Source organism: Candidatus Thiopontia autotrophica, from assembly GCF_982804495.1.
In genome coordinates, this window is sequence record NZ_CEYDPX010000007.1 from 1 (window position 1) to 12,761 (window position 12,761).

Genomic DNA, 12,761 nt, shown 5'->3' on the forward strand with positions numbered 1-12,761 from the left:
GGATGGCCAGTTCTGGGGGGACTTTATTAATCCCTTTCACCTTGCACTGAATGGTGGCGCCTCTCTTGATAGAAGGAAACGACTTGCGAAGTGGGTGGTTGATCCCAAATTGAAGGTGGTACTGAATCATGAGGCTAGGGGGCACATGAATACTGATCTTGAGCGGTATCTGTTTGTCTCTTCCTACGGTAAGGCTATGGGATATTCTCCAAGCTCATCCAGCTTCCCCAAGTTTCTGGCACCAGACCATACGAGCTGGAAAAGTGGGAAATTTGCCGATCGCTTCAGAGTACAGCTTGCAGATGAGCCATCAACTACTATTACTAGCCATATTTCCAAGGACGGTCACTACTTTATTCATCCCGACCCTTTGCAGTGTAGAAGTCTGACGGTCAGAGAAGCCGCAAGACTGCAGACATTTCCGGATAACTATATTTTTATGGGTAATCGTACTGAGCAGTATGTGCAGGTTGGCAATGCAGTACCTCCATATCTTGCTTTTCAGATTGCGGAAGTCGTACATGATTTGATTATTCAGTGTTAGTGATGTGTAGTTGGTGATGTTAGTAGCAACATAATTATTTGCACACGTTACCCACTCTTAACGCACTTTTTCGACACTTTTTCCGCACTATTTCCGACATGATGTGTCGCACCGATTTTATATGATCGTACTTTCCCATAGATAACAATAAGGAGAGGAACAGTGGCTGTAGTATTTTCAGAGATTCCCACGGAAGCAGTGTTCAAGGCGGAAAATCTGCTGAGCAAGGCGATGAGGCGGGTGATGCGGCCTTCTGGTGCGAGGATTACGGTAATGGGTATTGGTGGAGGTGGGCGCAATGCTATCCGTAATTTGATAGCCGGTGGCATCAGCAAGAGCGTAAGGCTTGTAGCAATTGATACCGATACAGGTAGTGATCAAGAGCGCTACTCTTGAGAGGGGGATGGTCGATCTCTCCATGATGCTGCCGCTGGCACTGCGCTGGGCAGAGAAGCTGAAGAAAAAGGTGGCGGCAGAGGGGGAGCCACTGAATGCGACCGGGATCAGGATGGCTCGCTCTGTTGGGGTAGAGCACCCGGAGCTGATTCGTCTGCTGGAGGTTGAGGAGATCCCGATGCCTGCAGGGCCGATGCTGCGAGAGATGACCAAAGAGATCGGGGTACTATCCCCCCGTACCATCGGGATAGCAGTAGGGCGCTCAATTCTTCTAAAACAGGGGCGGATGTACGAGAGGCTGCTGCTCCATGAGTTTCGCCATGTGCATCAGTTTGAGGTGGCGGGATCACTGGAGGGATATCTTGAAAAGTACCTGCAGCAGGTGGTCGCCTTTGGGTATCGGAATGCGCCGCTGGAGGTTGATGCCAGAAAATATGAGGTGGAACAGTAGTTTATTATTCCCAGATGGATATAATGTGGTCAGATGATAGGGAGTAGCTGCTTGTAATGATCAACGACAATCCAACCTGTTACATCATTGCGGGACCTAATGGAGCAGGTAAAACAACATTTGCACTTAGGTATTTGCCTGATGTTGAGAGTTGTTCAAATTTTGTTAATGCAGACATGATTGCTGTGGGGCTCTATCCATTGGCGCCTGAGAAAGACAGAATTGCTGCGTCTCGAATTTTTCTAAAAGAGATTGATAACTATATTGCCTCTCGTGAGAGTTTTGCATTTGAGACTACACTTTCAGGCAAAGGGCATCTGCGCCGTATACGGTATCTGAGACAGAATGGCTGGAGAGTAGTTTTGTTTTATCTGTGGCTACCTAATGTTGAGTATTCTATACAGCGTGTTCAAGAGAGAGTGGAGCATGGTGGTCACAATATTCCGGAAAGTGATATCCGTAGACGTTTTCCAAAGAGTATTTCAAACCTTTTGAATGAATATGCTTCTATTTGTGATGAGACGATATGTATGAATAATCAGTCACGTGAGGCCACGGTAATTTTTAATCAGATTGCTGATCATAGAAACATAGTAGATAATGAGAGATATGAGGATTTGTTAAGGAGTGTTTCTGATGGAACCAATTAGTGATAGAGCAAAACAGGCAGTTCATTCATTAAATAAGGCGATAGCAGATGTTTTGGAGAAAAAGCGTCTTCTTGGTCAATACGCTGTCATGGGCAATGATGGCAAACCTGTTAAGGTTCCTGCATCTCAACTGCCTGTTGCTTCGTAGTGCATTAACCATGCCACCGATACTCGACCCCGTGCACATTCTTCAGTGCAGTGAAGTTGGGGTCGATCTTCTGAAACTTTCTTCTGATCCGCCTGATATGGCCTGTAACCGTGTTGGTCTCCACATAGCGCTGGCGGGTAATTCCCTTTAGCTCGTCATAGCTGCGTACCCGTCCCCGTTGTGAGGTGATCAGGTTGAGGATGAGAAACTCGGTGAGGGTAAGCTCCAGTCTGTTGCCATACCAGTGTGCCGTCCTCTACAACCGCAATGTGGTAACTCATGTTGGCTCTCTCTTCTTTTCTGCTCTCTGGATGCCTCAATACTATTGCCTTGTTGCGACGCTATATGTCGCAGAAATAAATAGACATAGGTTACGCATTTTTAGCGCACTGTTTCGCCACTTTTAATTGCTTCAATAGGGTCTCTTCGTAGGTTGCCATAGAGGCAGCTCCTCCTGGTTGCCCTCCTCATGCGGGGAGGGCTTTTTTGATCGGTTCAGTGGGGCTATTTGTGGTTATCTCAATCGCCATGTATGCGACGAGAAATATTGACTGGTATAGGCTTGGAAAGGAGCAACACAATGACAAATAAGATAACAAGAGGTTTTCTGTTCACCATGTTTGCTGCCATGCAGCTGCTGTCACCACAGGCGTTTTCTGAAGAGCTCCCCAATGACGCTATGAGCTTCATGGATATGCTGAGAGGGGGAGATGAGCAAGGTGCATTCGAGCTACTCTCAAAGCGTGCAATGCTGGGAGATGCCTCCTCCCAGAGCAATCTTGGGGTGCTCTATCAGAGAGGTATTGGGACAGATGTTGATCTGGAGAAGGCATTCATTCTCTTTGAGCTGGCTGCAAAACAGGAGAGTGCATACGGCATCTTCAATCTGGCAGAGATGTATGAGCTTGGTCAGTTTGTAGAGCAGGATCTGCTCAAGGCGTTGACTCTTTATGAGCTCTCTATGGGTGCCCCTGATAGTGATAGAAAGGTGGTTGTGGCAGCAATGGCGGCGATAGTACGAATACAGGAGGTGCAGTCACCGGTGACCAGGGATGACCGCTTAGATGAGGATGATTTACATCAGATGGGGTTAACCATTATGTAGTCGGACATGGTCTGTCGTATTGGTGTTGTACAGGTATAGACACAATGATATTTGGACTGTTTAGGGGCGACAAGATGGAGAGTGGCAATGAATAAGCCGTATGTTGCAGGGAAATTTGTTTCGTGCCCGGGGCTCCATTGATGCTAAGTTTGGTAGGAAGCTGTAGATGAGGCCTGTTGATAAGGCTGTAGAATTACATTAAAATAAGCATCATAATTGATGCTAAATATTATATTGTATTAAATGTTATGGAGCGCATGAAATGAATACGGTACTTGCAAATACTACAGCCAGTGTAACTGAGCTCAAACGTGACTATGCCAACATCATCAAGTCGCTGGATAGTGAGCCAGTTGCCATTCTAAACCACAACAAGCCTGAGGCTTATCTTGTGCCGGCCGCTTCATACGAGATGATGATTGAGTATATCGAGGATCTTGAGGATGCAAGAGTTGTTCGGGAGCGTGGTGATGGGCCATTTATAGAGGTTGATATGGATGAGCTATAGGCTCCGTTTTCATAAGTTGGCATTGCAGGAGTGGAATAAGCTTGATGGCTCAGTCCGTAACCAGTTCAAGAAGAAGCTGGAGGAGAGAATGGAGAATCCACGTCTGTTATCTGCACGTTTAAAGGGGATGTCTGACTGTTACAAGATAAAGTTGCGTGGGTCTGGCTTTAGGTTGGTTTATCGTGTTGATGACAAGGTGTTGTTTGTGTCGGTGATTGCTGTTGGCAAGAGAGAGAAGAACAGGGTTTATAAACATGCCAAAAAGAGGCATTTTTGATCTTATGGTATGATCCAACCGGTAACCAATCAGGTCATTCATGCTGCTGAGGTTGTAGTGTGCAGATTGATCGAGCAAGCTTACTTGAGAAGCGCAAACAGATAATTAATCAAAATTCTTTGGAGTTGAAAATGAAGTTTAGTCCCTGCACTGGAAAATGCACAGATGAAGGAACTCACTGTGAAGGGTGTGGCCGTAGCCATGTAGAAATTGCAGAAATGAGGACCCATGTTGGAAACCTGGTGTCATTCGCAGAAAAAATGGAATATGAAAATATTGAAGATTTTGCAAATGGTGTAGCTGGCAGCATTAAATACAAAATGGGTGAAGGCCACTAAATTCTGTACTCACGACCTACCTGGTCGTGGCCTGCCATACCTTTGGGGTTTGATCTTACATCCTCTCTGAAAGGTATGAACCCAACTCCATATCGGCACCCAGGATATGGCCGGTTAGCCACTGTTCCAGAAATTCAATATCCTTGATGGAGACCTGCCCATCATCATGCAGAACCTTCTGTTGCAGGTTTTTGCCACTTTCAACCAAATCGGCATGTTCCTGCTTGTGATCACTCATCCCCTCATATCCATGCTTCAGCATTAATCTCTCTTCGTGTCTGAAGTGCCAAATTGTGCAACTTATAAGCTCTTCAATAACTGCATTAATGTAGCTGTGAGAATCATTGTCTGCCACGGAGTTAAGGAGAATGTTGAAGAGCTCAACAAGCTTGCGATGATCTTCATCTATCTCCTCTACTTGAACACTAAGCGAATCATCCCAGATTAAATTTTCCACAAGTATCTCTCCAAAATTAGAACTCTTTGACAACGTTACCAAGAATAGGAAATTAATTTTAAACTTTCTGGGCAAAGCATTAGTGAAAACTGATATTGCGATATGCCAAGTTCCTGTACAATATGTATCAACAGGCCCTCCTTTGTGACGGCCTTTTTTTCATTGAGCCAAATAATTATCGGGAATCTATTATGTTTCAGTTGGGTTGTGTCAGCAGGGTCTGTTTCAGAAATGAGATTCTCTCGGGATTAACAGTCGCTCTCGCTCTGGTTCCCGAGGCAGTTGCCTTCTCTTTTGTTGCAGGAGTTGAGCCGCTAGTTGGCCTCTATGCTGCATTTATGGTGGGGTTGTTGGCGGCAATTTTTGGCGGCCGTCCAGGGATGATCTCTGGCGCCACTGGTGCCATGGCTGTGGTGATGGTATCTCTAGTTGCTGACCATGGGGTTGAGTATCTGTTTGCAGCTGTGGTGCTGACGGGGGTTATTCAGATTACAGTTGGCATCATGCGTCTTGGAAAATATATCCGTATTGTTCCTCACCCGGTTATGCTCGGTTTTGTAAATGGCCTGGCTATCGTTATTTTTCTTGCACAGCTACAGCATTTTCAGTTTTCAACAGCAGACGGTGGGATGTCGTGGATGAGTGGTAACCCCATGATGCTGTTTGCAGGTCTGATCATTCTCACAATGGCGATCATCCACTATCTTCCAAAATTGACGGGAGCATTTCCAGCCTCTCTTGCCGCTATTCTTGTGGTCTCTTTTCTGGTAATTGGCCTGGACCTGGATACCAAGCGAGTAGCTGATCTTGCCTCTATTGAGGGTGGCTTGCCAATTTTTCATATCCCCATGGTCCCATTCAACTGGGAGACCATCTACATAGTGTTCCCGTACGCCATTATTCTTGCGGCTGTTGGTCTGATTGAGTCTCTCCTGACGCTAACCCTGATTGATGAGGTAACCGACACTCGTGGTCAAGGAAACCGGGAGTGTGTGGGCCAGGGGATTGCCAATAGTGTAACTGGCCTTTTTGGGGGTATGGGTGGCTGTGCGATGATTGGACAGAGCATGATCAATGTTAACTCTGGTGGTCGTCAACGCCTATCGGGGATCTCGGCCGCACTCTTTTTGTTGGCTTTTATCCTTTTTGCCTCTGACCTTATCGAGGCGATACCGATGGCCGCTCTGGTGGGGGTAATGTTTATGGTAGTACTTGGGACATTTGAGTGGTCAAGCTTACGTATCATGAGAAAGATACCAACCAAGGATGCCTTTGTACTTGTTCTTGTGTCTGGGGTTACGGTAGCTACTGACCTGGCAATTGCAGTTATTGTTGGAGTGATTGTTTCGGCTCTTATCTTTGCCTGGGAGCATGCCAGCCATATAAACATTGAGCAGCAGGATGATGAGGATGGTATAAGAATTTATGAGCTGAATGGCCCCCTGTTTTTTGGGTCAGTCAAAAACTTCCTGGACCTGTTTAGTCCGGCTGATGATCCTGATGAGGTAATTCTGGAGTTCCGCAACTCTCGTGTTGCTGATCACTCTGCGATTGAGGCTATTGATACTCTGGCTGAGAAATATATCCGTGCAGGCAAGAAACTTCATCTACGTCATCTAAGTCCTGAGTGTCGTATTCTTCTACACAAGGCTGGTGATCTGGTAGAGGTTAATCTTCTGGAAGATCCGATCTATCACGTTGCAGATGATGAGCTTGCGTAGTTAAATACTGCTTTCAGAAAACATGATGGGAGAGAATGGATGCCTTCATTTGATACAGTTTCGGAAGTTGATCTGCATGAGGTAACTAATGCTGTAGATCAGGCCAACAGGGAGATCAGCAGCCGTTTTGATCTTAAAAATACAGGTGCCTCGATTGAGCAGAATGAGTCTGAGCTGACACTCAAGGCTGACCAGGAGTTTCAGCTGCATCAGGTTATGGATATCCTTAGAGGCAAAATGGCCAAACGTGGGGTTGATGCAGATGCTATGAATCCCGGTGATATTGAGACCAATATCAGCGAGGCAAGGCAGGGGGTAGCGATTGTTCAGGGAATTGATCAGACCATAGCAAAGAAGATTGTCAAAACCATTAAACAGTCCAAGATAAAGGTACAGGCTGCAATTCAGGGGGAGAAGGTGAGGGTTACCGGCAAGAAGAGAGATGATCTGCAAGCGGTAATGTCTCTGTTGCGTGAGGAGAAATTCTCCGTTCCACTGCAGTTTGATAATTTCAGGGACTGATCTGTCACTACATGCTAATCAAGATCTCCCTGTCCAAACAGCAGCTTTGTCTGGAGGGTGAAGATATAGCGCACTGTTTCCAGGTATCAACTGCGGCCAACGGTGGAGGAGAACAGATGGGTAGTGAATGCACCCCTAGAGGTGCCCACCATGTCCGCATCAAGATTGGGGATGGTTGTCCGCTAGACAGTGTGTTTGTTGGGCGCCGCCCAACTGGTGAGATCTATACTTATGAGTTAGCTCAACAGCACCCTGGACGCGACTGGATTTTGAGCAGAATTATCTGGTTAAGCGGAGATCAGCCCAGAGTGAATCGGGGTGGAGATGTCGATACCCTGCGACGCATGATCTATATTCATGGCACTCCAGAGAGTGAGCCTGTAGGGGTTCCGCTATCACATGGTTGTATAAGAATGCATAATCGTGACCTGGTAACACTGTTTGATCTGGTTGATGCCGGTACACCGGTCATGATTGAGGATTAGGGGGGGGCAGAGCTATGAGTTTAGGTCCAGTTATGGTTGATGTTGATGGCATCGAGCTCTCTTCAGAGGATCGGGATCTGCTCACCGACCCCAGGGTAGGCGGGGTAATTCTCTTTAGCCGTAACTACCACTCCCCCGAGCAGTTAACCAGGCTCTGTGATGAGATCCACAATATACGTTCACCACGACTTCTGATAGGTGTTGATCATGAGGGTGGTCGGGTACAGCGTTTTCGTGAGGAGTTCACTGAAATCCCACCGATGGCACGGTTTGGGGAGAAGCATGATAACAACCGGAAACAGGCGCATCTAGATACCGAGTCGGCAGGGTGGTTGATGGCAATTGAGCTGCTGACCTGTGGAGTAGATTTCAGTTTTGCTCCGGTGCTTGATCTCTCTCATGGAGTAAGCGGAGTGATTGGAGACCGTGCATTCCATCGCAAACCAGAGGTTGTCTCATCCCTGGCACAGAGCTGGATGCGCGGCATGCACAGAGCGGGGATGGCGGCAGTTGGCAAACATTTCCCCGGCCATGGTGGAGTCAAGGCGGATTCTCATGTAGAGGTTCCGGTGGATGATCGTTCCATGGCAGATCTGATGGCCGATGACATTATCCCTTTTGAGCGCATGGTGCAGTATGGGATGGAGGGGGTAATGCCGGCACATGTATACTACAGCTCGATTGAGCCAAACCATCCGGCGGGGTTCTCCAGGTTTTGGCTGCAGGAGGTGCTGCGCAACCGGCTTAATTTTAGCGGGGCAATCTTCAGTGATGATCTAAGCATGGAGGGGGCTGGGTTGATTGGAGGCTACCAGGAAAGAGCGGAGGCTGCACTGGAGGCCGGTTGCGATATGGTGTTGGTATGCAACCATCGTAACCATGCAGTAGAGGTGGTTGATTCTCTGCCTGTGCAGGGTAATCCTTTAGGGACAGCACGTCTGGTTAGGTTGCATGGCAGCACCAGCATTAGCCGGGAAGATCTGATAGGTAGTAGCCATTGGCAACAGGCTGTTGAACGTATTCATGGTATGGAAGGTATTCATACAGAGGAGATGGAGTTGTGAGTGTATCGCTGAGTGAGGTTGAAAAGGTCAGAATGGAGGCAGATTGCCTCTGGAGTAGTGCTGAGGTTGAGTCTGCTCTAGACCAGATGGCGACAACCTTGAGTGAAAAGATTGCACAGAGCCATCCACTTTTGTTGACAGTAATGAATGGGGCGGTAATCCCCATGGGGTATCTACTGACACGTCTGGATTTTCCACTGCAGGTAGATTATGTGCACGCCACACGTTACGGCAAGGAGCTGGTGGGCGGCACTCTGGAGTGGATTGCCCGTCCCAGGATCTCGCTGGAGAAGCGCACAGTTGTCATAGTGGATGATATTCATGATGAGGGCGGTACCCTCGAAGCATTGAGGATATGGGCGCAGGAGCAGGGGGCTGAAGAGGTTATTACGGTAACCCTGGTTACCAAATTACATGATCGCAAAATTGCCCCTCCATCCGACTTTAATGCATTAACTGTGCCGGATCGCTATGTGTTTGGATTTGGTATGGATTACAAAGGGTATCTGAGAAATCTTCCGGGGATTTTTGCCCTAAGTGAACAAGAGTAACTTGTAGTTACGCTTTTTCGGCAACTCTGCTGATAACTGCCCCCTGGTGCAGTTTTGTCTTGATAAGGTCACCACTTCGTAGTGATGCAGCATCCCGAATAACCTCTCCTGTTGCAGTGGTGGTTACACTATAACCACGACCAAGGGTTGCGAGTGGACTGAGCGCATCCAGTGCATGCGAGATTGAGGAGAGCTTGCTGCCCTGATTCTGGAGGTGGTGGCGGAGCGCCTGTGAAAGCTGTTTATGTTGCCTCTGCAGCTGCTGCCTTAACCCACTTATCCTCTCTGCCGGGTTCAGGTGCTGGAGACGGAGCTCCATACGGTCCAACAGTGCCTTTCTGCGGTTAATAGACTCCTGCTGTATGTTGCTCAGCCGCCTCTCTCCCTCATCCAGCCGTTGTGCAAACTGTCTGATCCGTTCGCGCGGATGACGTAGCTCTCTTTTTAATCCGCCAAGGATTATAGAGAGGTTCTCGACTTTTCTTTCAATTCCTCTGGATAGGCGCTGTTCCAGATGAGCGAGACTGTTCAGCTGCTCCTCTCTGTCTGGTGATACCAGCTCTGCGGCCGCAGATGGTGTGGCAGCCCTGTGATCAGCAACAAAGTCCGTTATGGTGAAATCTGTCTCATGACCAACTGCGGAGATAATGGGGATTGAACAGCCATGGATGGCTCTTGCTACGCTCTCTTCATTGAAACTCCAGAGATCCTCAATTGATCCCCCTCCACGAGCCACAATCAAAAGGTCGCATTCAGCACGTTGTTGGGCGCTGTTAAGTGCGCCAATAATTTCACCCTCTGCGGATGATCCCTGAACAGATGTAGGGTATAAAATTACCGGAAGGGCAGGAAACCGTCTTTCGAGAACTGTGAGAATATCGTGAATGGCAGCACCCGAGGGGGAGCTGATCACCCCGACTCTTTTGGGGATAGAGGGGATCGGTTTTTTACAGCTCTCAGCAAACAGCCCTTCCGCAGAGAGTTTTTTCTTGAGTGCCTCATAGGCTCGCTGGCGCACACCCTCGCCACCCTCTTTCATGTGTTCGGCTATTAGCTGGTAGTCACCCCTTGCCTCATAGAGACTGACGGTACCCCTTATCTCCACATGTTGACCACTCTGCGGACGAAAACGGATGTTATTCAGTCTGCTACGGAACATGGCACATTTGATTTGTGCCTGGTCATCCTTCAGGGTGAAGTAGATATGGCCTGAGGAGGGGCGGGAGAGGTTTGATATCTCGCCCTCAACCCAGAGGGTTGTAAAGTTACGTTCCAGCAAAAAACGTGCCTCCCGATTAAGCTGGGAGACAGTTATTACCTTACGGTCTGAACTCAGTTCCAGGAGGGTGTCTCTACTGTGGTGTTACCGTAACTCTGATGCGCATACTGTCGCCTCGTGGGGAGCGATTCATTTTGGTGGTAAATTCGTGGCCACCATAGCTGTAGGTAACAAGATAGTGGGAGAGTTCACTCTTCTGCTCAGTCTCGTAGATGGTCTCGCAACGCTCAACCTCTTCATAGCGACCGGTGCCCTGTCCTGCACGAGCTCTCTCCGAATCATTGGCAACAGATGCTCCCAGTGCGGCACCAGCAATGGTCATGGCATCTTTCCCGCGGCCTTTACCAAACTGATTACCCAGAACCCCGCCCAATAGTCCGCCCACAAGCTCGTTGGTGTAACTTCCATCTGATGGTCCCGGCTGAGTAACCCTGACAGTCTCGGTCCAGCACTTCTCAACTGGTTTTCTGATGGTGTAACTGCGTTCAACCGCCTCAACATTATCTACTGTGGCCCAGTCAGTGAAACCGGCAGAGAGTGCGGTCTCGGTTATCGGGAGCAGGGATGCGGCGACCAAAACAGGGGCTATTTTTATAGTTTTCAGATTCATGGCTATATCCTTGTTTTTCTGTTTAAGGGCCTTTTACAAGGCAACTATCCCCATTATAGTCCAAACTGGGTGATGTGTAAGGCAACCCCACTATTTACGCATATCTTCATTTCGCAGTCTGCGCATCTGTATTTTATGTGTCTGGTCATTTATAATTCGCGCCTTTCATACATGCTCAGATTATTGGAGTACGCCATGCGTCTTGTTGAACAAGCCCTTACTTTTGATGATGTTCTTCTCCTGCCCGCCCACTCTGTAGTGATTCCGCGGGAGGTATCACTCCGCACCCGCCTGACCCGTGAAATTGAGCTCAATATTCCAATGGTCTCGGCAGCTATGGATACGGTAACTGAAGGTAGATTGGCAATCGCACTTGCTCAGGAGGGTGGGATTGGTATTGTCCATAAAAATATGACGCCTGCGGAACAGGCTCGTGAGGTTCTCAAGGTTAAGCGTTTTGAGAGTGGTGTGGTTACCGATCCAGTTACCATTTCACCAACAGCTACAGTTCGTGAGGTTATGGATCTGACCCGTCAATATGGCATCTCGGGATTGCCGGTTGTAGATGGCAATGATCTGGTGGGTATTGTAACCAGTCGTGATCTCCGTTTTGAAACTCGTCTGGACGAGAAGGTCTCTACTGTCATGACTCCCAAGGAGCGCCTGGTGACAGTGAAGGAGGGGGCTGAGAGATCAGAGGTGATTGAACTTCTGCATGAGCATCGGATTGAAAAGGTTCTGGTGGTCAATGACAACTTTGAGCTACGCGGGATGATTACAGTCAAGGATATACAGAAGGCGACAGACAAACCAAATGCCTGCAAGGATGATCAAGAGCGTCTCAGAGTTGGTGCTGCAGTAGGCACTGGCGCCGAAACCGAGGAGAGGGTGGCGGCACTGGCCGAGGCCGGGGTAGATGTGGTGGTAGTAGATACTGCTCACGGACACTCGCAAGGGGTTCTGGATCGAGTCCGTTGGGTAAAGGATAATTTTCCTCAGATCCAGGTTATTGGTGGCAATATTGCAACTGGAGCAGCTGCAAGAGATCTGGTTGCGGCCGGTGCTGATGCAGTCAAGGTTGGGATTGGCCCTGGCTCAATCTGTACTACTCGTATTGTTGCCGGGGTTGGTGTTCCTCAGGTGACAGCTGTCTCCAATGTGGTAAAGGCTCTGGAAGGGACTGGTGTTCCTGCAATTGCCGATGGTGGTATTCGTTACTCTGGAGATATGGCGAAGGCAATCGTGGCTGGTGCCCACTGTATTATGGTGGGAGGATTGTTGGCAGGCACAGAAGAGGCGCCGGGTGAGGTTGAGCTTTATCAGGGGCGCTCCTACAAATCATACAGGGGGATGGGTTCCCTGGGCGCAATGCAGCAGGGGTCCAGTGACCGTTATTTCCAGGAAAATAGCGGTAACGTGGAGAAGCTGGTGCCAGAAGGTATTGAGGGGAGGGTTCCATACAAGGGGCCAATGACTGCAATTATCCACCAGATGATGGGAGGATTGCGTTCCAGTATGGGTTACACCGGTTGCGTGAATATTGATGAGATGAGAACCAGACCGGAATTTGTGCAGGTGACTGGTGCAGGTATGGCTGAGAGCCATGTACATGATGTCAGTATTACCAAAGAAGCTCCTAACTACAGAGTTTAACC

At 48.5% G+C, this 12,761-nt stretch carries 20 protein-coding genes; 16 read left to right on the forward strand and 4 right to left on the reverse strand.

What is annotated here, in order from left to right:
• The 5 genes from AC3ZFK_RS03530 to AC3ZFK_RS03550 form a co-directional block, all read left to right on the forward strand.
• On the forward strand, positions 1-544 hold a 544-nt coding region (locus AC3ZFK_RS03530), incomplete at its 5' end, for a DNA cytosine methyltransferase (RefSeq protein WP_489433726.1).
• Positions 545-706: 162 nt separating this feature from the next.
• Positions 707-940, forward strand: coding sequence for a hypothetical protein (locus tag AC3ZFK_RS03535; protein ID WP_487541402.1), 234 nt, complete (start codon positions 707-709; stop codon positions 938-940).
• Between the two features lie 7 nt (positions 941-947).
• Positions 948-1,391 (forward strand): hypothetical protein, encoded by a 444-nt coding sequence (locus tag AC3ZFK_RS03540; protein WP_489433727.1) that lies wholly within the window; start codon positions 948-950, stop codon positions 1,389-1,391.
• 56 nt (positions 1,392-1,447) lie between these two features.
• A complete protein-coding gene (locus AC3ZFK_RS03545; RefSeq protein ID WP_487507310.1) occupies positions 1,448-2,041 on the forward strand; it encodes an ATPase in 594 nt (197 codons plus the stop codon).
• On the forward strand, positions 2,028-2,189 hold the full coding sequence (locus tag AC3ZFK_RS03550) for a hypothetical protein (protein ID WP_487507311.1): 162 nt from the start codon (positions 2,028-2,030) through the stop codon (positions 2,187-2,189). The genes AC3ZFK_RS03545 and AC3ZFK_RS03550 overlap by 14 nt, the downstream gene beginning before the upstream one ends.
• A 4-nt stretch (positions 2,190-2,193) precedes the next feature.
• Here the strand turns inward: AC3ZFK_RS03550 and AC3ZFK_RS03555 are convergent, their stop codons facing one another.
• Positions 2,194-2,418: a winged helix-turn-helix domain-containing protein gene (locus AC3ZFK_RS03555; protein ID WP_487507326.1), complete on the reverse strand. Its 225-nt coding sequence runs from the start codon at positions 2,416-2,418 to the stop codon at positions 2,194-2,196.
• A 257-nt stretch (positions 2,419-2,675) separates the two neighbouring features.
• On the opposite strand from AC3ZFK_RS03555, the gene AC3ZFK_RS03560 reads away from it, so the two are divergent.
• The 5 genes from AC3ZFK_RS03560 (at position 2,676) to AC3ZFK_RS03580 (ending at position 4,417) form a co-directional block, all read left to right on the forward strand.
• Complete coding sequence (locus AC3ZFK_RS03560; protein WP_487507312.1) at positions 2,676-2,780, forward strand: inner membrane CreD family protein; 105 nt, start codon at positions 2,676-2,678, stop codon at positions 2,778-2,780.
• Positions 2,770-3,294 carry a tetratricopeptide repeat protein gene (locus AC3ZFK_RS03565; RefSeq protein WP_487507313.1) on the forward strand — a complete coding sequence of 175 codons (525 nt, stop codon included), beginning with the start codon at positions 2,770-2,772 and terminating at the stop codon, positions 3,292-3,294. The genes AC3ZFK_RS03560 and AC3ZFK_RS03565 overlap by 11 nt, the downstream gene beginning before the upstream one ends.
• A gap of 262 nt (positions 3,295-3,556) precedes the next feature.
• Positions 3,557-3,802, forward strand: a complete 246-nt coding sequence (locus AC3ZFK_RS03570; RefSeq protein ID WP_487507314.1) for a type II toxin-antitoxin system Phd/YefM family antitoxin — start codon at positions 3,557-3,559, stop codon at positions 3,800-3,802.
• On the forward strand, positions 3,792-4,079 hold the full coding sequence (locus tag AC3ZFK_RS03575; protein WP_487507315.1) for a type II toxin-antitoxin system RelE family toxin: 288 nt from the start codon (positions 3,792-3,794) through the stop codon (positions 4,077-4,079). Before AC3ZFK_RS03570 ends, AC3ZFK_RS03575 begins: the two co-directional genes overlap by 11 nt.
• Positions 4,080-4,210: 131 nt before the next feature.
• Entirely contained in the window at positions 4,211-4,417 is a 207-nt protein-coding gene (locus AC3ZFK_RS03580) for a DUF1289 domain-containing protein (protein ID WP_487507316.1), read from the forward strand.
• Positions 4,418-4,472: 55 nt separating this feature from the next.
• Here the strand turns inward: AC3ZFK_RS03580 and AC3ZFK_RS03585 are convergent, their stop codons facing one another.
• Positions 4,473-4,874 (reverse strand): bacteriohemerythrin, encoded by a 402-nt coding sequence (locus tag AC3ZFK_RS03585; protein ID WP_487507317.1) that lies wholly within the window; start codon positions 4,872-4,874, stop codon positions 4,473-4,475.
• Between the two features lie 191 nt (positions 4,875-5,065).
• Between AC3ZFK_RS03585 and AC3ZFK_RS03590 the strand changes: the two genes are divergently transcribed.
• Genes AC3ZFK_RS03590 through AC3ZFK_RS03610 form a run of 5 tightly spaced genes read left to right on the forward strand, consistent with a single transcriptional unit; the run spans position 5,066 to position 9,217 of the window.
• On the forward strand, positions 5,066-6,595 hold the full coding sequence (locus AC3ZFK_RS03590; RefSeq protein ID WP_487507318.1) for a SulP family inorganic anion transporter: 1,530 nt from the start codon (positions 5,066-5,068) through the stop codon (positions 6,593-6,595).
• 39 nt (positions 6,596-6,634) lie between these two features.
• On the forward strand, positions 6,635-7,117 hold the full coding sequence (locus AC3ZFK_RS03595) for a YajQ family cyclic di-GMP-binding protein (protein WP_487507319.1): 483 nt from the start codon (positions 6,635-6,637) through the stop codon (positions 7,115-7,117).
• 11 nt (positions 7,118-7,128) lie between these two features.
• On the forward strand, positions 7,129-7,602 hold the full coding sequence (locus AC3ZFK_RS03600; RefSeq protein ID WP_487507320.1) for a L,D-transpeptidase family protein: 474 nt from the start codon (positions 7,129-7,131) through the stop codon (positions 7,600-7,602).
• 14 nt (positions 7,603-7,616) lie between these two features.
• Positions 7,617-8,666, forward strand: coding sequence for a beta-N-acetylhexosaminidase (nagZ, locus tag AC3ZFK_RS03605; RefSeq protein ID WP_487507321.1), 1,050 nt, complete (start codon positions 7,617-7,619; stop codon positions 8,664-8,666).
• A complete protein-coding gene (locus AC3ZFK_RS03610) occupies positions 8,663-9,217 on the forward strand; it encodes a hypoxanthine-guanine phosphoribosyltransferase (RefSeq protein WP_487507322.1) in 555 nt (184 codons plus the stop codon). The genes nagZ and AC3ZFK_RS03610 overlap by 4 nt, the downstream gene beginning before the upstream one ends.
• A gap of 7 nt (positions 9,218-9,224) precedes the next feature.
• Here AC3ZFK_RS03610 and xseA read toward each other — a convergent pair whose 3' ends face one another.
• Both xseA and AC3ZFK_RS03620 read right to left on the reverse strand, forming a co-directional pair.
• Entirely contained in the window at positions 9,225-10,559 is a 1,335-nt protein-coding gene (xseA, locus tag AC3ZFK_RS03615; protein WP_487507327.1) for an exodeoxyribonuclease VII large subunit, read from the reverse strand.
• Between the two features lie 10 nt (positions 10,560-10,569).
• The gene (locus tag AC3ZFK_RS03620) at positions 10,570-11,106 is read right to left on the reverse strand and encodes a glycine zipper 2TM domain-containing protein (protein ID WP_487507323.1); all 537 of its coding nucleotides are present in this window, start codon (positions 11,104-11,106) and stop codon (positions 10,570-10,572) included.
• Between the two features lie 195 nt (positions 11,107-11,301).
• On the opposite strand from AC3ZFK_RS03620, the gene guaB reads away from it, so the two are divergent.
• Entirely contained in the window at positions 11,302-12,759 is a 1,458-nt protein-coding gene (gene guaB, locus AC3ZFK_RS03625) for an IMP dehydrogenase (protein ID WP_487507324.1), read from the forward strand.
• Positions 12,760-12,761: the final 2 nt, after the last annotated feature.

Excerpts from the sequence above, each read along its gene's own strand:
- AC3ZFK_RS03540 (WP_489433727.1), top strand. The coding sequence starts at position 948 with ATGGTCGATCTCTCCATGATGCTGCCGCTGGCACTGCGCTGGGCAGAG.
- AC3ZFK_RS03545 (WP_487507310.1), top strand. The coding sequence starts at position 1,448 with ATGATCAACGACAATCCAACCTGTTACATCATTGCGGGACCTAATGGA.
- AC3ZFK_RS03550 (WP_487507311.1), top strand. The coding sequence starts at position 2,028 with ATGGAACCAATTAGTGATAGAGCAAAACAGGCAGTTCATTCATTAAAT.
- AC3ZFK_RS03565 (WP_487507313.1), top strand. The coding sequence starts at position 2,770 with ATGACAAATAAGATAACAAGAGGTTTTCTGTTCACCATGTTTGCTGCC.
- AC3ZFK_RS03570 (WP_487507314.1), top strand. The coding sequence starts at position 3,557 with ATGAATACGGTACTTGCAAATACTACAGCCAGTGTAACTGAGCTCAAA.
- AC3ZFK_RS03575 (WP_487507315.1), top strand. The coding sequence starts at position 3,792 with ATGAGCTATAGGCTCCGTTTTCATAAGTTGGCATTGCAGGAGTGGAAT.
- AC3ZFK_RS03580 (WP_487507316.1), top strand. The coding sequence starts at position 4,211 with ATGAAGTTTAGTCCCTGCACTGGAAAATGCACAGATGAAGGAACTCAC.
- AC3ZFK_RS03590 (WP_487507318.1), top strand. The coding sequence starts at position 5,066 with ATGTTTCAGTTGGGTTGTGTCAGCAGGGTCTGTTTCAGAAATGAGATT.
- AC3ZFK_RS03595 (WP_487507319.1), top strand. The coding sequence starts at position 6,635 with ATGCCTTCATTTGATACAGTTTCGGAAGTTGATCTGCATGAGGTAACT.
- AC3ZFK_RS03600 (WP_487507320.1), top strand. The coding sequence starts at position 7,129 with ATGCTAATCAAGATCTCCCTGTCCAAACAGCAGCTTTGTCTGGAGGGT.
- nagZ (WP_487507321.1), top strand. The coding sequence starts at position 7,617 with ATGAGTTTAGGTCCAGTTATGGTTGATGTTGATGGCATCGAGCTCTCT.
- AC3ZFK_RS03620 (WP_487507323.1), bottom strand. The coding sequence starts at position 11,106 with ATGAATCTGAAAACTATAAAAATAGCCCCTGTTTTGGTCGCCGCATCC.
- guaB (WP_487507324.1), top strand. The coding sequence starts at position 11,302 with ATGCGTCTTGTTGAACAAGCCCTTACTTTTGATGATGTTCTTCTCCTG.